Raw genomic sequence first — 17,659 nt, 5'->3', positions numbered from 1 at the left:
AACAGCTGAAGCAACAGCGGCATTCCGTGGGATGGCGGGGTGGGTCCGGTTGCGGGGGACGCCGTGAATCCGTCCCTGGAGGCTTGGGCGCGCCATCCATGGCGCTTACACCCCCGCAACCGGACCCACCCCGCCTTCGACAGGTTCCCGCTGCTGTTGGTGGGTGTCGACCTTGGTCGGCACGCCGCTGTTGGTAGGTGTCGACCTTGGTCGACACGCCGCTGTGGTAGGTGTCGACCTTGGTCGACACGCCGCTGTGGTAGGTGTCGACCTTGGTCGACACGGACGGAAACAAGAAGGGGTCAGTTCCCTTTCCCGGTGGAAAAGGGCTCTGACCCCATCTGTGTGCTGCCTTGGCGTGTTACCAGTTCGGGTCTTCGGCCGGGGCGGCAGCGGGCTTGGGCTTCGGCTTGGCCGCCGGGCGCGCGGCGGCGGCCGGTGCAGCCGAGGCCGTTGCGCCGGCAGCGGCAGCGGCGGCAGCCGGCTTGCTGCCCAGCTTCTGGCGCAGTTCAATCTGGCCCGGACGGAAGCCGCCGCGCATGGCGTCGACGCCGTCTTCGATGGTGCCGTACGAGGTCTGTGCAGCCACGCGGTCGATGCGGATGGTGCAGCACGGGTGTTCGCTGCGGCCCAGCGAACGGCCGGTCTGCGGGTCCTTCAGTTCTTCGCCCAGGCGCACGGCCTGCCAGCGCTGGCCGGCCTGCACGGTGTCACCGCCCTGGCTCAGCACCACCTGGTCTCCGTCCACCGAAACCACCGACACCGGGAACAGCGTGGTGACGATGGTGGTGCCGATCTGGCCGGACAGCGATTCCATCATCGCCGCGGCCATGTTGCGGCCATTGACCACGCGCGGCAGGGTGCTCGGGCCAGTCGAGGCCAGCTGGTGGTCGAAGCTGTCGGACATCACCACCTGGCCGGTGGTGGCGTTGATCAGGCGCAGGGTGATGCGGCCGCCACCGGAGTACGAGGTCACCTGGCGGTCGGACATGCGCAGGTTGCGCACGCTGCGCGGGTACTCGAAGCGTTCGATGGTCGGGATCAGGATCAGGTCGGTAGCCAGCTGCTGGCCCACGCGTGCGGTGTCCTGCAGGCGCACGTTGCCGCTGTTGATGTGGTCGATCTCGGCCTGCAGTTCGTCGCCGAATTCGCGGTCCAGCACGATGAAGCGCTGGGTCTGGGTCAGCGTGTCGGACAGCCGTGCGCGGATCGCATCGGCCACTTCGTCCGCGTCCACGCGGCCGTCGCCCACGGCATAGCTGCCGGCCTTGGTGCGCGGCAGTGCAACCACGATCTTCGGCTTGCCCTGCTCGTCCGGCGCGCGGTACTGGGCAATCTGTGCGCGCACGCGCACCTTCCAGTAGCTGCGCATGCGGCGATGGGTCACGTCGGAATCGAACGAACTGGCGCCACGCTTGGCATCGACGCTGACCTTCTCGTCGTAGCTTTCCCTGACGCTGGCCGAGGCCGAACCGCTCTTGGCCGAGGCTTCGCCGGAGGCACTGGCCGACGCCGAGCCCTTGAAGCTCCAGCCTTCGTCGCTGGCGCGCACGCGGGCGATGGTTTCCTCGTCCAGCTGCCGCACTTCATCCTGCGACAAGATTTCATAGCCCAGCACCGCGCCCTGCGAGCCGGCGATCATCTGCTGGGTGAACGCGTCGGCGCGGATATCGCCGACGTGTTCGTCATCCACATCCACATGCAGGCCTGCACGCAGGCTCTGCATCTGGCTGGCCACGCGTACGCCGTTGACCTGCGCCACCGCCGACTGCAATGCCGCCAGCACCGCCAGTTCCGGGGTGCTGCCGATGCCGTCGGCTTCGCGCGCGACCTGGGTGGTGCCGCCGAAATCCGGCGTGCCACGCAGGGGCGCTGCTTCCACTGGCGCATTGCTGGCCAGTGCACTGGTTGCCTTGTCCTTGGCGGGCGCGGCGGCCGGGGTGTCCTGCTTGCCACAGGCTGCAAGCAGCGTGGCAGCCAGGCCCAGGCCGATCAAACGGTAGGTCATACGCATGGAGATTCGCCTCGGATCAGAGCGTGTCGAGCATCGAATCAGCGTTGGACGGCACCTTCACCTTGCTCTTCTTGGCGAAGGTCACGGCCGACTTGGTCGAACCGTACAGGCCCTGGATGAAGCCCGGCGATTCCTTGGCCACCCATGCACCTGCTGCCAGCTTGCGGCCGACGGTGGCCAGCTGAGTCGCGCCCAGGTTCTTCATGCCGGCGGTGAAGTTGCTGGCTTCGCCGCCCAGCTTCTGTGCTTCGGCCGCCGAGGACAGCAGCGAGACCAGGCCTTCGGCGTAGTGCTGCTTGGATTCAGCGTTCAGTTCCGGCTGTGCGGCCTGGCGCTCGTTGATCGCCGCCTGCGCAGCTTCACTGACCGACACCGACTTCTTCATCGCATCGACGCTGACCGAACCCGACGACAGCGCCTGGCGCTCGGCTTCCAGCAGCTGCACCTGCTCGGCCAGGCCGAAGGCGCGGGCAAACGAGGTCTGGGCCTGCAGCGAGTGCGACTGCGAGCTGACGAAACGACGCACCAGCGCTTCCTGCGCGGCTTCATCCGGAGCGGCGGCGCTGGAGGCGCTGCTGCTGGAGGTGCCGGTAGCGGCACCGGCCAGGTCCTTCAGCTTGCCCAGGCCCGCGTGGGCCGGCATCGACAGGGTGGCGGCAGCGATGGCCACGACAAGAGCGGTATTGCGGATCATATGAGTGTCCTTTGGGAGAGACGGCCGCGAAGCGGCACGTGGGAAATCGGTAACCCCGGGCGATGCCGAGCGAGCTCGGCACCCACCGGGGTGGCGGATCAACGAACTGCCTTGACGTTCAGTTCGTTGATCATCTGCTGGGCAGCCTTTTCAGCCGCCAGCTGCAGCGCGTTGGTACGGGCGACGGTTTCGTTCGGGCCGGTACCGGAGAACTGCACCGGGCCCACCGACGACACGGTGCGCGGGAAGCGACCGGTCACGTCCAGCACCTTGCCGGTAACCGTGACGAACACGCGGGTGTTGCCGCTGGCCGGGTCACGGTCGCGCATGCCGACGTCGAGGGTGCCGACGGCGATGTACGGGATGTTGGCCGCGCGGATGCCGTTGGCGGTATCACGCAGGGTGGCCGGGGCCAGGTCGTTGCCGGTGCTGAAGTCCTTGCGGATACGCTCGATGCTGAGCAGACCGCGCGATTCGCCTTCCACGTATTCGGCTTCAACCACTTCGTAGCCGGCGGCGCTGAAGGCACCGGTCATCGCGGTGTTCACTTCGGCGGCGTTGGCCACCTTCCAGCTGATGTTGTCGCTGCGCTGGGTGGTGCTGCCGCCGCTGGTGACCGACATCGAACCGTTCTGGTTGATGCTGCCGTTGGTGCTGACCGAGTTGCCGCGGAAGCTGTCGCCTTCACGGGTGTTCTCGCTGTAGCTGCTGCTGGCGTCGACGCGGCGGTATTCCTTGTCCTGGAACGACTGCACGGTGTCCTGCGAGCGCGCCATGAACAGGAAGGTCAGCAGCGAGCGCTGCGCGGCGGTGGCACCGGCCACGGCCGAGCCGGCATCCAGCTTGGTCTGCAGCAGTGTGGTGTTGATCTCGGCGCGGACGGTGACGGTGTAGGTCTTGGCCTTCTTGTCTTCGGTGTCCGACAGCTGCACGGCGCTGAGCACGTAGCGGTCGATCTCGCCGATGAACTCGGAGCGACGTGCTTCGAACAGGCGCAGCTTGGCCGCACCGGTCTCGGCGATGTACGCCTCCAGTGCATTGACCTTGGCCTTGTTCAGGGCCTGGGCGCGGGTGTCGGCACTCAGGCGCAGGCCGTAGCTGGCCGAACCGGTACCGCGTGAACTGGCGGTCTGTGCAGCGACCGGGGAGGCCACCACCAGGGCGATGAGGATGAGCAGGATGGTACGCATCAACGACATGACTTGATCAACTCCTGGAGGGCTTGGGTCTGCTGCTGCAACGGGCGGCCGCCCGGCTTCTGTTCGTCCAGCCAGCCGCGCGAATCGGCGCGCTTGGCGGCGGCGCCGGCGAAGGCGTCGAAGCCGGCCAGCAGGGTTTCGTAGCTGGCCGACCACTGGTCGACCTGCCACTGCGTGACCGGCACCACCTTGGTGGCACCCTTGCGCAGCGGCTGTTCGAAATAGACCTTGCCGGAGAACGGCTCGGTCACCTTGGCGGTGAAGAACGCGCCGAACAGCATCGTCTTCATCGCCGGGGTTTCTTCGATCACGCCGTTCTTCAGCGCATCCACCTGCAGGTTGATGACGTAGTCCGGCTCGGGAATCTTCAGCTGGTAGACCTTGCCGTCGGCAAAGCGCGCCGCCATCGCACCACCGATCGCCTGGCCCGAGGCCGGCGGCAGCAGGCCGACGCCGGTATTGGACGACAGCGTCTTGGACAGCTCATGGGCCAGCGTGGCGCGCAGCGGGGCTTCCCACTTCGGGTCGGGCAGCTTGGCGCGGACCGCGTCGGACAGGGTTACGCCACCGACCTGCAGGCGACGCACGGCGGCATCGGGCAGCCTGGCCTGGGCGAGGCTGGCAGCCAGCACCTGCGACAGGCTGGTATCGGCGCTGCCATACAGGAGATCGGCGACGATCGCGTCGATGTCGTCGTTGTCCGGCCGGTAATCCTGCACGTCGATGCGCTGCAGGGTAAGCGGATAGGACGCGATCACCTGGCGCTCGCGGAAATCGAAGAACAGCGCCTGCAGCGCCACTTCCACCAGCACCTTGTACTGGTCACCGATCGGCTCGACCGAGACCAGTTCGCGGTCCAGTGCCGCGGCCAGCACTGTCGCACTGGTGGTGCCGTCGAGCATCGCCACCGGCTGGTCGATCAGCTGCAGGTGGGCCGGGGCGCGGCGCTTGAGCGACTGTGCCAGGGCCTGGTTCAACGGGATCAGGCCGCGCTGTTCCAGCACCGCATGCGCATGCGGTGTGGTCGCCTGCACGGCAGCGGCATCAGCGGTATAGGCAAAACCGGCCCAATAGGCCTGCTGTGATTTGTCTGCCGCCTGTACGGCCATCGGCCATACGGCCAGGCACAGGGCACAGGCAAGCAGGCGCGCATAAGCGCGCGATGCGCTCTTCGTCCTTGAATACATCCAACCGCTCCTCGGTCAATACGCATGGAAAGTGGACGCTGACGCGTCCGCTGGGCGCGAAACATAACGGCTCGCGGGCCCGCCGACAAGTGCTGCCTTCGTCGAGGTCACTCCGTGGGAGGCAGGCCGGCCCGTTGCCGCAGCAGGCCCCGCTCTGCCTGGTTCTGGCTGAGTCTGGCGGCTTCCGCAAAAGCGTGACGTGCGTCCAGGTCGCGCCCCAGCGCCTGTAGTAACTCCCCGCGCACCACCTGCAGCGGCGCGTACTCACGCAGTCGCGCGTCCACCAGCAACGGCTGCAGCTGCGCCCACGCCGCGAAGGCACCGTCACTGCGCAGCACCGCCACGACCCGGTTCAATGCAACAACCGGCGAGGGCTGCACCTGCAGCAGCTGCGTATAGAGCGCTGCGATGCGCGGCCAGTCGGTATCCTCGGGGCGGCGCGCCGCTGCATGGCACGCTGCGATACGCGCCTGCAGTACATAGGGATCATCAGCGCCACCGGCGGCCAGCGCGCGCGCCAGCACCTGCTGCCCGCGTTCAATCTGCAGCCAGTCCCAGCGCGCGCGGTTCTGCTGGTCCAGCAGTACCGGCACGCCCTGCGCATCGGTCCGTGCCGCGGCACGCGAGGCCTGCAGCTCCATCAGCGCCAGCAGGCCCAGCACCGGCGGCACCGGCAGCCGGTGCGCCAGGATGCGCGCGAGCCGCAGCGCCTCCTCGCACAGTGCCGGGCGCATCCAGTCGTCACCGGCACTGGCCGCATAGCCTTCGTTGAACACTAGGTAGATCGCTTCCAGCACCGAACCAAGCCGCTCGGGCATCGCGTCAGCACGCGGGACCTCGTAGGGCACCTGCTTCTGCGCCAAGGTGCGCTTGGCGCGCACGATGCGCTGGGCGATGGTCGGCTCGGGCTGCAGGAAGGCGCGCGCGATCTCGACAGTGGTCAGGCCACCCAGCAGGCGCAGGGTCAATGCCACCCGTGCATCGGCCGGCAGCACCGGATGGCAGGCCACGAACATCAGCCGCAGCAGGTCGTCACCCAGATCATCTTCCAGCGCTTGACTGTCATCGGGCGCCGGCAGCGGCGCCGGATGCAGTTCCTCGCCCCACTGCGCATGCTGCTGCGCCACCCGCTGGTGCTGGCGCAGCACATCAATGGCACGGTTGCGCGCAGTGGTCATCAGCCAGGCTCCGGGGTTGTCCGGGATGCCCTGCTCCGGCCAGCGCTCCAGCGCGGCCAGCCAGGTGTCCTGGGCCAGCTCCTCGGCGCGGCCGACATCGCCCCCGAGCAGCCGCGCCAGGCGCGCGATCAACACCGGCGACTCCATCCGCCAGAGGGTTTCCAGACGCTGCGTCAGTGCGGGCTCGAGCATGCGCCGATCACAGCACGCACGCCCGGCCCGCACAAGCGCCGCAGCTCACGCTTCAACTATCGGCTTGAAGCCGCCCCAGAACATGCGCTTGGTGTCGAACGGCATGTCCTTCGGGCCCAGCGACGCCAGCCGTGGGTCCGCCATCACTTTCGCGTTGATACGGTCGCGCGCCGCGCGCGAACGGAACACCACGAAGGCGACGATCACCGTTTCGCCCGGTTTTGCCTTGACCGCACGCGGAAACGACGTGCTCTTTCCCGGTTCCACATCGTCAGCCACGCATTCCATGTACTGCAGCGCGCCATGGTCCTTCCACACCGCACCGGCCTTGCGGGCAAGGCCGCGGTAGGCCGCCACCTTGTCCTGGGGGCACGGCAGCACGTAAGCATCCACGTAAGCCATGAGGATTCTCCCTGCGGCGGCCGTCAGCCCGGCTCGCCGTCCATGTGTGCGATTTCCCAGAGATGGCCATCCAGATCCTGGAAGCCGCGCTGGTACATGAAGCCCAGGTCGCGCGGCGGCTGCGGTTCGCTGCCGCCGGCGGCCAGTGCCTTGTCCACCAACTCGTCAACTGCCTTGCGACTGGGTGCCGAGAGTGCGTTGATCACTTCCGTGTGGGTGTGCGCATCGGCAATCGGCTTGTTGGTGAACTGCTGGAAAAAAGGCTGGGTCAGCAGCATCACGTAGATGCTCTCGCTGATGACCATGCCTGCCGCGTCATCGTTGGTGTAAGTTGGATTGAAGCTGTAGCCCAGCGCGGTGAAGAAGGCCTTGGATTTCTCCAGGTCCTTCACCGGAAGATTGACGAAGATCATCTGCGGTTGCGGTGCATTCATCGGTGAAGCTCCTTGTGGATGAAAAGAAGAGGGATCAGGGCTGCTTCATGCAGTTGACCATCCACGGCTTGCCGTAGCGGTCGATCAACATGCCCCAGCGGTGCGCCCAGAACGTTTCGGCGATCGGCATCTGCACCTGGCCACCGTCGGCCAGCGCGGCGAACACGCGTTCGGCTTCTTCGATGCTGTCGACGTCGACATTGATGGTGGTCGAGCCACCCTCGCCACCGCCGGGACCGTCGGCCGCCATCACGATGGCGCTACCGATTTCCAGCTGGCTGTGCGCGACGTGGTCCAGGGTTTCCGGCGGCATCTCGTTGCAGCCCGGCGAGCCATCGGAGGGCGGCATGTCGCGGTATTTCATTTCCGAGGTGACCTGGCCACCGAGTGCCTTTGCATAGAACGCCATCGCCTCATGGGCCTGGCCGCTGAAGCCGAGGAAGGGAATCAATTTCATGGCAATACTCCGTCGTGGGTTTCAGGGTGGTAGCGCCGGTCCATGCCCGGCGGGGGAAATGAACCGGGTCAACCTTCCAACTGTGCACGCAGACGCTGTTCCTGCTGCTGTAATTCCGGGGTGAAGGCTTCACCGAAGTCTTCGGCGGAGATCAGCGGGCGCAGCTCCAGCGTGCCGCCACTGTTGAACGGCGCGCGGCTGGCCCATTCAACGGCCTCGTCCAGCGAGCGCACGTCCCACAGCCAGAAACCGGCGATCTGTTCGCTGGCGGGGCCAAACGGACCGGCCTCGACCTTCGGCGCGCCGCCGCCGAAATGAATGCGACGTCCGCGCTGGGTGGCATGCAGGCCTTCACCGGCCAGCATGATGCCGGCGGCCACGAGCTGTTCGTTGAAGGCGCCCATGTCGGACAATTCCTGTTCGCTGGGCATGCGGCCGGCTTCGGAGTCGGCGTTGGCCTTCACGATCACCATCACTTTCATTGCGGTCTCCCGTGGGGACGCGTGGTGCGTGCCCTTCACTGGGTACAACGAACCAGGGGGCTGGGAATCGACACGTTCTCTGAAAATTGTTTCTTCCGTGGAAAGCGCACCTTCGGCGGGAGTCGGCGAACGGCGGAGCCCCTCCGTGGTGGGTTGGGTCGCTGAAAGCTGGTTTCCTGTGGGTGGGCCGGGCGGGTGGGATTGGCGGGGACGCCGTAAACCCGTCCATGGGGGCTTAGCCGCGGCATCCATGCCGCGGATACCCCGCCAACCCCACCCGCCCGGCCCCAGACAGATTCCGGTGGCCGAACCACCACGGGAAGATCAAGAAAAAAGGCAGAAGCAACAGCAACAGCGGGTGGCTGGCGACCTCGGCTTTGCGAGCGGAGCGACCCGCTTTTGCTCTTGTTGTTGATCTCCCGTGGTGGGTCAGCCGCAGAGATCTGTCCAAGGCCGGGTGGGGAGGCAGGGCAGGGGCGTGAGCCGCATGGATGCGGCGACCGAGCTTACATGGACGTACTTGCAGCGCCCCCTGCCCTGCCTCCCCACCCGGCCAAATCCAAGAACCCGAGCTTTCAGCGACCAACCCACCCACCACGGAGGGGCTCCGCCGTTCGCCGATCGCCCGCCGCAGGCGGCCTTTCGCGCTGCAGCATGCCGGCAGGCAAACCTGCGCCATCATGGACACCCCGCCCCCCGCCAGGATCGTGCCATGCAGCAGTACCTGCTTCTGATCTACATCGAGCCTGCCCTGCTGCAGGCCCTGCCCACCGAAGAATTCAACGCGCTGATGCGCGACTGCCTCGCCCACGCCGACAAACTGCAGGCGGAAGGCACGCTGCTGGCCGCGCAGAAGCTGCAGCCGGTCGACACCGCGCAGACCCTGCGCGTGCGCGATGGCCACAGCCGCGTACTGGATGGCCCGTTCGCGGAAACCCGCGAACTGCTGGCCGGCTTCAACCTGATCGTCGCCCGCGACCGCGACGAAGCCATGCGCATCGCCCGCGATTTCCCGTGGGCACGCTTCGGCAGCATCGAGGTGCGGCCGCTGGAAGACATGGACGCCGAGCGCGAACGCTGCGGCGCCCCGGCTGCGGCTATGGCAGCAGCCGTACCCTGATCTCGCGCGGGCCCACGCCTTCGTTGCCGCTGTAGTCGCGCACGCTGGCGCGCACGGTGTACTCGCCCGGTGGCAATGCCGCCGGCTGCCAGCGCCCGGTTTCCATCAGGCCGTCACGCACGGTGTTGGTGGCCAGGTAGCGGAAACGGGTCACCGCGCTGCCATGCACGGTGATGCCGCTGTCCGGCGCGTAGGCCACGCGCACCGCTTCGTTCTGCGGCGGCATGCGGTTGAACACGATGTTCCAGCGCGGTTGCTCGTAGCCCTGCAGCGGCTGCCCGGCAGCATCAAGGATCTGGTAGCCCACCTGGTACATGCCCAGGCGGCGGCGCGGCAGGTTGTTGTCGACCTGGTCCCAGGCCTCGACCACGATCTGCACGCCGCGGCCCTGCCGCGCCAGCATCACCACGCCGTCGCTGCCGGCCGCCAGCGGTTGGTCGTTGTCGTCCAGCAGCGCCACATCGGTGATGCGCGGTGCGAAGTGGTCGGCGTAGTTGTGGAAGCCCAGCGCCACGGCGTTGGTTTCGAAGCCGCCGGTGCCCACCGCCAGGTGCACGTGCGCCTGGTTGTTGATGCTGCCCAGGCGATCGCCGACGTGGATGCGCGTGCCGCGACGCACCCGCATCCGCTCCAGCTTGCCCTGTTCGTCGTACAGCGCCTGCCAGCGCGCATCGAACGGCTGGTCGCGCGGTGTGCGGCCGACCCGCATGTGGATGTACTTGAGGCGGTCCACGGCCAGGCCCTCGGCCTGCCCACCCAGGCTCCACGCCGCTACCGGGCTGCTGATCTTGCCATCGGCGATCGCCAGCACGGTCTGGCCGACATCGCCGCGCACATCGAAACCGCCGTGCAGGTGGTGGCGGCTCTCGCCCTTGAAGTTGCCGCGCACCTCGCCCAGCGTGCCGACCACTTCATGCCAGCCATCCTGGGGTGCCAATGGCCAGCGCCCACCGGTGTCCGGCAATGCTGCATCGGCAGCGGGCCCGACCAGCGCCGGTGCCGGCAGGTCACCCACCGGCAGCGGGCGCAGGCGGTGCAGGCGATAGCTGGCGGAATCGGCGACCAGCACGCTGCCATCGGCATCCATCGCCAACCCACTGGGGCGGGCCAGGCGTGGCAGGCGGCCGTTGCCCACCAGCGCGATCTGGTGGCCCTGCGGTGTTACCTGCACGATGCGGCCATCAAGGTCACCCACGTACAGCACGCCGTCGTGCGTGGTGGCCAGCGACAGCGGCCCATTGATCACGCCGCCATCGCCCAGCAGCGTGCTGACCATGCCGTCGGCACCGACCCGACGCACCGCGTTGTTGAACAGGTCGGCCACCAGCAGCGCGCCGTGCGCATCGAAGGCCAGCGCCACTGGTGTATCGAAGCGTGCATCGCCCGCCAGGCCATCGGCCAGCCCCGGGCGCTCGCCGCCGGCCAGGGTACGCACGTTGCCGTCGGTACCGATCACCCGGATGCGGTCGTTGAAGGTATCGGCCACATAGACCTGGCCCTGCGCGTCCACCGCGATGCCCATCGGTGCATCGAAGCGCGCCTGCGCGGCAGGGCCATCGGCGTAGCCCTGTTCGCCACCGGCCAGCGTGGTCACCTGGCCATCGGTGCCGATACGGCGGATCGCGTGGTTGCCGGTGTCGGCCACATACAGGTTGCCCTGCGCGTCGGCGGCGATGCCCGAGGGCGTATTGAAACTGGCCTGCAGTGCCGGGCCATCGATACGCCCCTCGCCCTGCCCGGCCACCGTTTCAACGCGGCCATCGGGAAGTCGACGACGGATCCGGTTGTTGTCACCGGCATCGGTGAAATAGACGCTGCCATCGGCACTGCGCAGCAACGCGTACGGATCGGCGAAACGCGCCTGCGCGGACGCGCCATCGCGGTCACCCGGGTGGCCATCGCCGGCCAGCGGCTCGATCTGCGCGGTCCACGCCAGCGGCGTTGGAACCGGACCTGCCGGTTCAGCCGGCGTATGCAGCGGCGTCTCCCACCAGGTCGCGGCCAGTGCCACTACGGTCGCCAACGCTACGCCTGCCGCCATCCATTGCCACCGTGCCATCGTGCTGCGCTGCCTGCCTGCTGTCTGAAGAGGCACCGACAATAGACGCTGAACGCAGGATCCGCCAAGGCCAAACGTACTGCCGGATACCAGAGTTCCATGCGTCGCGCTTGTTCTCCCTGGCTACAGCGGGTTCAATGCTCTTCCCACGGATGGAGATCCTCCATGCCCCGCATCTTCCCCCTCGCCGCCCTGCTGGTGGCCGCACTGGCCAGCACGCCGGCCTCCGCCTCGATCTCGGTGGCACCACAGAAGCCGTCAGTCACCGCCGATGCGATGCACCAGGCCTATGCCACGCGATGGGATGAGGCGATCCAGCAGTCACGCAGTGGCAACACGCTGGGCGCACTCATCGCGATGGAACGGCTGATGGAAGATCCGATGCTGGATGACTTCGATGCTGAACATCGCGGCCGCGCCGCGCAGGTGGCCGGCTGGACCGCGATGGTGCAGAAGAAGCCGGACCAGGCTCGCCGCTATCTGCAGCGCGCGCAGGAGGCACTGCCGGACGATGCGCAGATCCTGCTGACCCTGGTCTCGGTGGAACTGTCCGAGAACCAACCGGCGCCTGCCACCAAGCACCTGGTGCAGGCGCTGAAGCATGCCGACGCGCCGTTGCCGGTGGACCACCACGCGATCAACTACCTGCAGTTCCGCCTGCGGGACCAGCCGCAGCAGCGTATGGAACTGCTGCAGGCACTATTCGACAACGGCTGGAAGAGCGGCGGCCTGGAACCCACCGGACTGTGGCTGGCACTGGCCACGCTGCAGGCCGACAACGGCCGTGGCGAGGCCATCCCCGCGACCCTGGCCCGCATCTCCGCGCCCGCCGAAATCATCCGGCTGCGCAGTGACAAGCGCTTCGATCCCTATGTCGACCGCGCCAACCCGCGCTTTGATCCCGTGCAGGCTGCACAGAAGCACCTCGACGAACTGCGGGTTTCCGGCCTGCTCGACCGGGCGCTGGACGCGCGCATGGCCGAGTTCAGCAGCACGCTGCTGATGCTGGACCGCAACGAGGAAGTGCTGGCGCTGACCGATGGCATGGCCGCTGCGGCCGCCGAAGGCGAGGCGCCTTCGGCGGCAGAAGCCGAATGGGTGGCATGGCTGCTCAACAGCCGGCTCACGGCGCTGCGCCGGCTGGGTCGCAACGAGGATGCGCTGGCGGCAGCCAAGCTGGCCGCACGCATCGGTGCACTGGGCCCCGATGGTGCCGAGCACCAGTTCAACGTCGGCTTCGTGTTCAGTTCGCTGGGCCGCATGCAGGATGCCGCCACGGCAGTGAATGACATGCCGGGCCTGGCCGGTTACGGCAAGGCAGCCCAGGCACTGCTGCAGTTCGTTGCCGCCCGTGAACGTGGCGATGCCAAAGCCGAACAGGCCGCGCGTGCAGCGATCCTGGCCCAGGGCGATGATGCGCGCCTGTTCCAGCGCGAAATGCTGCTGGACGAGGGCAATCTCGACGGCGCAGCTGCCGTGCTGATCGAACAGTTGCGCTCACCCGTTGAACGCGGTGAAACGCTGGCCAGCCTGCAGGACATGCGCACCTATCCGTCGCTGCCCGGCGACGTGAAGATCGATGCGGCCTGGCGTGCGCTGAAGCAGCGCGCCGACGTGCAGGCCGAGGTTGCCCGCCTGGGCCGCATCGAACGCTACGAACTGGTCAGCACCTCCACCTCGCGCTGAGCAAGCTCCCATGTAGAACCACGTGCGTGCAGCACCACCCGCCTAGCGCGCCGGCACCTCGGTACGGATGCCCATCGCCTCGCGGTAGCGTGCGTACAGGGCCATCACCTTGTCCACGTAGGCCAGGGTTTCGGCATAGGGCGGCACGCCCTTGTAGCGGGTGACCGCGCCGATGCCGGCGTTGTAGGCGGCCGCTGCCAGCGGCCGATCTCCGTTGTAGCGACGCAGCAACGCGCGCATGTAGCGGGCGCCGCCATCGATCGACTGCTGCGGCGAGAACGGATCATTCACCCCGTACTCCTGCGCGGTGTCCGGCATCAACTGCATCACGCCCTGTGCGCCCTTGCTGGACACCGCCAGTGCATCAAAGTTGCTTTCTGCATGGGCGATCGCGCGCAGCCACGCGTCATCCACGCCGGTGGCCTTGGCGGCGGCCTTGAACTGTTTGGCATGCTGCGCCAGCTGCGGCTTGCCCACCTTGCCCAGGCCTTCGTGGGCAGGTTCACCCGGCGGCGTGGCCATGGTGAACTTCAGGAACACCCGCGAGCCGGGCAGGTTGCGGGTGGAGTAGACCAGCGCGCCATCCTGCTCGCGCTCGTACAGCACGCCGCTGAACACGCCCATGTTGCCCCACAGATTCGGGGTCTGGATGGCGTTGTCGTCGATTTCCTTCGGGGTGCAGCGTGAACCGGGTTCCGGCGCGGTGGCCAGGCTGACGGTGTTGCCCTGCACGCAGCGATAGACGGTGCGCGCGGCGGCCAGCCCGGGCCACAGGCTGGGCAGCAGCAACAGCGCAAGCAGGAGAGGGCGACGGAACATGGCGGCCGGATCATCCGGCCGCGCCCGCTAATGCTGGGTGAATGGGGGCCAGCAGGGCTGCGCCCTGCACCCGTGGTAGTGCCGGCCGCTGGCCGGCAACCTCAACAGCAACGGCAACGGCCGATTTCCTGCGGGGGGTCGGATCCCGTTGCTGCGCAACGGTCTCTGACCCCACTCCAGAGAGATCTCTGGATCAATCGATGGAACGCAAATGCTGGATTACTTCGCGGTCCTCCGACGCACCCAGTACCCCACGCCCAACAGCACGAACCACACCGGGCTGGCGACCAGCGCCTGGCGGGTGTCGGCCTGCAGGCTCAGCAGCACCAGCACGGCGGCGAAGAACACCAGGCAGGCCCAGCACATGGCGACGCCGCCGGGCATCTTGAAGATCGAGGCAGCGTGGCGTTCCGGGTAGCGGCGGCGGTAGGCCATGTAGGCCACCAGGATCAGCGACCAGACGAAGATGAAGAGCACCGTCGCCAGCGTGGTGACCAGGGTGAAGGCGGTCACCAGGTTGGGGATCAGGTAGATCAGCAGCGTGCCGCCGAGCAGGCACAGGCAGGAGAACAGCAGGCCACGGGCGGGCACTGCGGCGCGTGACAATTTCGACAACCCGCGCGGTGCGTGGCCTTCCTCGGCCAGGCCGTACAGCATGCGGCTGGTGGAGAAGATGCCGCTATTGGCCGAAGACGTGGCCGAGGTCAGCACCACGAAGTTGATCAGGCTGGCCGCGGCGGGGATGCCGGCCAGCACGAACAGCTGCACGAACGGGCTCTTGTCCGGCACCACCTGGCGCCACGGGGTGACCGCCATGATCGCGATCAGCGCCAGCACGTAGAAGATGATGATGCGCACCGGGATCGAGTTGATCGCCTTCGGCAGGTTGCGCTCGGGGTCTGCGGTTTCAGCGGCGGTGGTACCTACCAGCTCGATGCCGACGAAAGCGAACACCGCGATCTGGAAACCGGCGAAGAAGCCGACAAGGCCCATCGGGAACATGCCGCCGTCATTCCACAGGTTCGACAACGACGCGGTGTGGCCACTGGGCGAGGTGAAGCCCCACGCCACCAGCCCGGCGCCGGTGATGATCAGCGCACAGATCGCCACGATCTTGATCAGCGCGAACCAGAATTCCATCTCGCCGAACAGCTTCACCGTCACCAGGTTCAGTGCCAGCAACAGCAGCACGCAGGCCAGTGCCGGTATCCAGGCATCCAGCCCAGGGAACCAGAACTGCGCGTAGGCGGCAATCGCGATCACGTCGGCGATGGCGGTGACGATCCAGCAGAACCAGTACGTCCATCCACAGAAGAAGCCGGCCCAGGGACCGAGCAGATCGGTGGAGAAATCGATGAAGGATTTGTACTGCAGGTTGGACAGCAGCAGCTCGCCCATCGCGCGCATCACGAAGAACAGCATCGCGCCGATGATCAGGTAGACGAAGACGATGGACGGGCCGGCCAGGCTGATGGTCTTGCCCGAGCCCATGAACAGGCCGGTGCCGATGGCACCACCGATGGCGATCAACTGCAGGTGGCGGTTGGACAGGCTGCGGCGCAGGTGCTCGGGGGGCGTTGCGGGCTCGGTCATGGGCGTGCACTGGGGCGGGCGAAGCGTTCGACGTTAGTCCTCCCCGGCCCGGAGCGCCAGCGCTGGACGGCCCGATTACGTCAATCATGGTCGCTTTCATCACATTGTGACCGAATACCGGATTCGTCCCATTCCGCCCGGCCCGGCGTCATGCTCAGATAGCCGCACCTGCCCAAGGATCGGCCTGACCATGTGCCCTGCCCTGCCCGCCCCGCTGGAGCTCCGGCCTTGAGTCGGCTGCGCGTGATCATTGGTGGCACCGCGCTGGCGCTGCTGGCCGCGGCCGTGCCGATCGCGGTGATGGCCTATGCCACCTGGGACCGTGCAGTCAGCGTCGAGCAGCAGCGGCTGCGCGACATCGCCGGTCGCGCCCTGCGCCGCGCCGACCAGTCCTACCAGGAAGCGCTGGCGGCACTGCAGTCGGCCGAGGTCGGCGCCCACGACGCCTGCGGGCCCGACCATATCCGGCGCATGCAGACGCTGGTGATGACCTCGCCGTCGGTCGACCAGATGGGCTACTTCGAGGGTGGCAAGCTGCGCTGTACGTCGTGGGGGCCGTTCCTGTCCGACGTCAACCAGCCCAAGGCCGACCACGTCACCAGTGATGGCGCCGGCATCGCCGTGGATGTGCGCCCCGAGGCCAGCGGACGGCGCCAGGTCCTGTCGTTCCTGTACGGCAACTACGACGTGCTGGTCGATCCGCGCCGCTTCGTCGATGTCATCGCCGACCCGAACGTGCGCCTTGCCCTGGCCAGCCCCGATGGGCGTCTCCTGGCCAGGCAGGACGGCATGGATCCGGCATTGCTGGAGACCCTGCTGCGCGCCCCCGATGAAGGCCTGGACCACCACACCCTGTATGCCACCGCCCGCAACGAAGAGTGGTTGGCGATCGCGACCATGCCGCGTACCGCGCTTGCCGCGACCTTCCGCCAGCAGGCGTGGCTGTTCGTGCCGATCGGCGTTCTGCTGGCCGCTGCCGGTGCCGGCCTGGTGATCTGGCTGTCGCGTCGCCGCCTGTCCCTGCGCGGCGAGCTGGCCACAGCGATCCGCCGCCGCGAGCTGTACCTGCACTACCAGCCAATCATCGAGCTGGATACCGGCATCTGCGTCGGCGCCGAAGCGCTGGTGCGCTGGCAGCGCCCGGATGGCACCCAGGTGCGGCCGGACCTGTTCATTCCGCTGGCCGAAGAGGCCGGCATGATCGGCGCGGTCACCGATCTGGTGATCGAGAACGTAGTGCGCGACATGCGTGAACTGCTGGTGGCCGACCGCAGCGCGCACATCGCGATCAACCTGGCCGCCGAAGATATCAGCAGCGGCCGTGCGCTGAAGATGATCTCCAAGCACATGGCCGGCAGCGGCATCCTGCCGCAGCAGATCTGGATGGAGGCCACCGAGCGCGGCTTCCTGGATCTGGACCGCGCCCGCACGATGCTGGCGCAGGCGCGTCGGGCCGGGCACAGCGTGGCCATTGACGATTTCGGCGTCGGCTTCTCCAGCCTGCAGTACCTGGAACAGCTGCCACTGGACGCGTTGAAGATCGACAAATCATTCATCGATGCGATCGACACCGAGAGCGCCACCAGCCCGGTAACCCCGCACATCATCGACATGGCCAAGGAGCTGGGCCTGTGGGTGGTGGCCGAGGGCGTGGAGACCGAGGCACAGCTGGCGTATCTGCATACCCGGAAGGTCGAGTTCGCGCAGGGTTGGCTGTTCTCGCGGCCGCTGCCGCGGGATGAGTTCGTGGTGTTCCATCACAAGCGGCAGCAGCGCTATGGCGCGGCGCGGGAGCACATGCAGAATCCGCGCAGCGTGCCGATCGAGCGTGAGGGGATCGAGTAGGACGGCCAACGGCGGAGCCCCTCGTGGTGGGTCGCGTTCGGCGGAACCGTCGGGGTGGGCCGGGTGGGTGGGCTGCGCAGGGGGCGCTGCAAGTACGTCCATGTAAGCTCGGTCGCCGCATCCATGCGGCTCACGCCCCTGCGCAGCCCACCCACCCGGCCACGGACACATTGCGGCGGCGTCCCACCACGGAATCAACAGAAGAATCAAAGGCCAACGCGGGTCGCTGCGCTCGGTGGATCCACGCCATGCGTGGATGGCGTGGACCACGGTAGTGCCGGCCGCTGGCCGGCACCTC

Annotated in this window: 15 protein-coding genes; 3 read left to right on the top strand and 12 right to left on the bottom strand. The window is 67.3% G+C overall.

Annotation, left to right across the window (positions count from 1 at the left end):
- Positions 1-361: 361 nt before the first annotated feature.
- The 9 genes from ACZK2R_RS02155 to ACZK2R_RS02115 form a co-directional block, all read right to left on the bottom strand.
- A complete protein-coding gene (locus ACZK2R_RS02155) occupies positions 362-2,014 on the bottom strand; it encodes a CsgG/HfaB family protein (RefSeq protein WP_180837547.1) in 1,653 nt (550 codons plus the stop codon).
- Between the two features lie 16 nt (positions 2,015-2,030).
- A complete protein-coding gene (locus ACZK2R_RS02150; protein ID WP_049398327.1) occupies positions 2,031-2,708 on the bottom strand; it encodes a hypothetical protein in 678 nt (225 codons plus the stop codon).
- Between the two features lie 98 nt (positions 2,709-2,806).
- Positions 2,807-3,907 (bottom strand): hypothetical protein, encoded by a 1,101-nt coding sequence (locus ACZK2R_RS02145; RefSeq protein WP_049398326.1) that lies wholly within the window; start codon positions 3,905-3,907, stop codon positions 2,807-2,809.
- Positions 3,898-5,094 carry a hypothetical protein gene (locus tag ACZK2R_RS02140; protein ID WP_180837546.1) on the bottom strand — a complete coding sequence of 399 codons (1,197 nt, stop codon included), beginning with the start codon at positions 5,092-5,094 and terminating at the stop codon, positions 3,898-3,900. The genes ACZK2R_RS02145 and ACZK2R_RS02140 overlap by 10 nt, the downstream gene beginning before the upstream one ends.
- A 107-nt stretch (positions 5,095-5,201) precedes the next feature.
- Positions 5,202-6,464: an RNA polymerase sigma factor gene (locus tag ACZK2R_RS02135; RefSeq protein ID WP_012509914.1), complete on the bottom strand. Its 1,263-nt coding sequence runs from the start codon at positions 6,462-6,464 to the stop codon at positions 5,202-5,204.
- A 45-nt stretch (positions 6,465-6,509) separates the two neighbouring features.
- On the bottom strand, positions 6,510-6,866 hold the full coding sequence (locus tag ACZK2R_RS02130; RefSeq protein ID WP_004139960.1) for a DUF1428 domain-containing protein: 357 nt from the start codon (positions 6,864-6,866) through the stop codon (positions 6,510-6,512).
- Between the two features lie 23 nt (positions 6,867-6,889).
- Positions 6,890-7,300: a VOC family protein gene (locus ACZK2R_RS02125; RefSeq protein WP_004139958.1), complete on the bottom strand. Its 411-nt coding sequence runs from the start codon at positions 7,298-7,300 to the stop codon at positions 6,890-6,892.
- Between the two features lie 34 nt (positions 7,301-7,334).
- Positions 7,335-7,757: a VOC family protein gene (locus ACZK2R_RS02120; protein ID WP_012509913.1), complete on the bottom strand. Its 423-nt coding sequence runs from the start codon at positions 7,755-7,757 to the stop codon at positions 7,335-7,337.
- Positions 7,758-7,825: 68 nt separating this feature from the next.
- Positions 7,826-8,239 carry a YciI family protein gene (locus ACZK2R_RS02115; RefSeq protein WP_180837545.1) on the bottom strand — a complete coding sequence of 138 codons (414 nt, stop codon included), beginning with the start codon at positions 8,237-8,239 and terminating at the stop codon, positions 7,826-7,828.
- Between the two features lie 712 nt (positions 8,240-8,951).
- Between ACZK2R_RS02115 and ACZK2R_RS02110 the strand changes: the two genes are divergently transcribed.
- Entirely contained in the window at positions 8,952-9,359 is a 408-nt protein-coding gene (locus ACZK2R_RS02110; RefSeq protein WP_004153945.1) for a YciI family protein, read from the top strand.
- On the opposite strand, the gene ACZK2R_RS02105 is transcribed toward ACZK2R_RS02110, so the two are convergent.
- Positions 9,337-11,418 (bottom strand): gluconolaconase, encoded by a 2,082-nt coding sequence (locus tag ACZK2R_RS02105; protein ID WP_180837544.1) that lies wholly within the window; start codon positions 11,416-11,418, stop codon positions 9,337-9,339. The two genes, ACZK2R_RS02110 and ACZK2R_RS02105, sit on opposite strands and share 23 nt — an antisense overlap.
- Positions 11,419-11,583: 165 nt before the next feature.
- Here ACZK2R_RS02105 and ACZK2R_RS02100 point away from each other — a divergent pair, with 165 nt between their 5' ends.
- A complete protein-coding gene (locus ACZK2R_RS02100) occupies positions 11,584-13,104 on the top strand; it encodes a tetratricopeptide repeat protein (protein ID WP_121504780.1) in 1,521 nt (506 codons plus the stop codon).
- A gap of 42 nt (positions 13,105-13,146) precedes the next feature.
- On the opposite strand, the gene ACZK2R_RS02095 is transcribed toward ACZK2R_RS02100, so the two are convergent.
- Together ACZK2R_RS02095 and cycA are read right to left on the bottom strand one after the other, a co-directional pair.
- Complete coding sequence (locus ACZK2R_RS02095) at positions 13,147-13,923, bottom strand: lytic transglycosylase domain-containing protein (protein ID WP_125892404.1); 777 nt, start codon at positions 13,921-13,923, stop codon at positions 13,147-13,149.
- A gap of 219 nt (positions 13,924-14,142) precedes the next feature.
- Entirely contained in the window at positions 14,143-15,516 is a 1,374-nt protein-coding gene (gene cycA / locus ACZK2R_RS02090; protein WP_049399140.1) for a D-serine/D-alanine/glycine transporter, read from the bottom strand.
- A 228-nt stretch (positions 15,517-15,744) separates the two neighbouring features.
- Between cycA and ACZK2R_RS02085 the strand changes: the two genes are divergently transcribed.
- Positions 15,745-17,361: an EAL domain-containing protein gene (locus ACZK2R_RS02085; protein ID WP_049399139.1), complete on the top strand. Its 1,617-nt coding sequence runs from the start codon at positions 15,745-15,747 to the stop codon at positions 17,359-17,361.
- Positions 17,362-17,659 lie beyond the last annotated feature (298 nt).

The sequence above is a fragment of the Stenotrophomonas sp. 96582_Sma genome (assembly GCF_056480905.1).
Note: the sequence above shows the minus strand (reverse complement) of the source record. Positions and strands in the feature narration are given on the sequence as shown.

Excerpts from the sequence above, each read along its gene's own strand:
- ACZK2R_RS02150 (WP_049398327.1), bottom strand. The coding sequence starts at position 2,708 with ATGATCCGCAATACCGCTCTTGTCGTGGCCATCGCTGCCGCCACCCTG.
- cycA (WP_049399140.1), bottom strand. The coding sequence starts at position 15,516 with ATGACCGAGCCCGCAACGCCCCCCGAGCACCTGCGCCGCAGCCTGTCC.
- ACZK2R_RS02095 (WP_125892404.1), bottom strand. The coding sequence starts at position 13,923 with ATGTTCCGTCGCCCTCTCCTGCTTGCGCTGTTGCTGCTGCCCAGCCTG.
- ACZK2R_RS02115 (WP_180837545.1), bottom strand. The coding sequence starts at position 8,239 with ATGAAAGTGATGGTGATCGTGAAGGCCAACGCCGACTCCGAAGCCGGC.
- ACZK2R_RS02130 (WP_004139960.1), bottom strand. The coding sequence starts at position 6,866 with ATGGCTTACGTGGATGCTTACGTGCTGCCGTGCCCCCAGGACAAGGTG.
- ACZK2R_RS02125 (WP_004139958.1), bottom strand. The coding sequence starts at position 7,300 with ATGAATGCACCGCAACCGCAGATGATCTTCGTCAATCTTCCGGTGAAG.
- ACZK2R_RS02110 (WP_004153945.1), top strand. The coding sequence starts at position 8,952 with ATGCAGCAGTACCTGCTTCTGATCTACATCGAGCCTGCCCTGCTGCAG.
- ACZK2R_RS02140 (WP_180837546.1), bottom strand. The coding sequence starts at position 5,094 with ATGTATTCAAGGACGAAGAGCGCATCGCGCGCTTATGCGCGCCTGCTT.
- ACZK2R_RS02155 (WP_180837547.1), bottom strand. The coding sequence starts at position 2,014 with ATGCGTATGACCTACCGTTTGATCGGCCTGGGCCTGGCTGCCACGCTG.
- ACZK2R_RS02120 (WP_012509913.1), bottom strand. The coding sequence starts at position 7,757 with ATGAAATTGATTCCCTTCCTCGGCTTCAGCGGCCAGGCCCATGAGGCG.
- ACZK2R_RS02100 (WP_121504780.1), top strand. The coding sequence starts at position 11,584 with ATGCCCCGCATCTTCCCCCTCGCCGCCCTGCTGGTGGCCGCACTGGCC.
- ACZK2R_RS02135 (WP_012509914.1), bottom strand. The coding sequence starts at position 6,464 with ATGCTCGAGCCCGCACTGACGCAGCGTCTGGAAACCCTCTGGCGGATG.
- ACZK2R_RS02105 (WP_180837544.1), bottom strand. The coding sequence starts at position 11,418 with ATGGCACGGTGGCAATGGATGGCGGCAGGCGTAGCGTTGGCGACCGTA.
- ACZK2R_RS02145 (WP_049398326.1), bottom strand. The coding sequence starts at position 3,907 with ATGTCGTTGATGCGTACCATCCTGCTCATCCTCATCGCCCTGGTGGTG.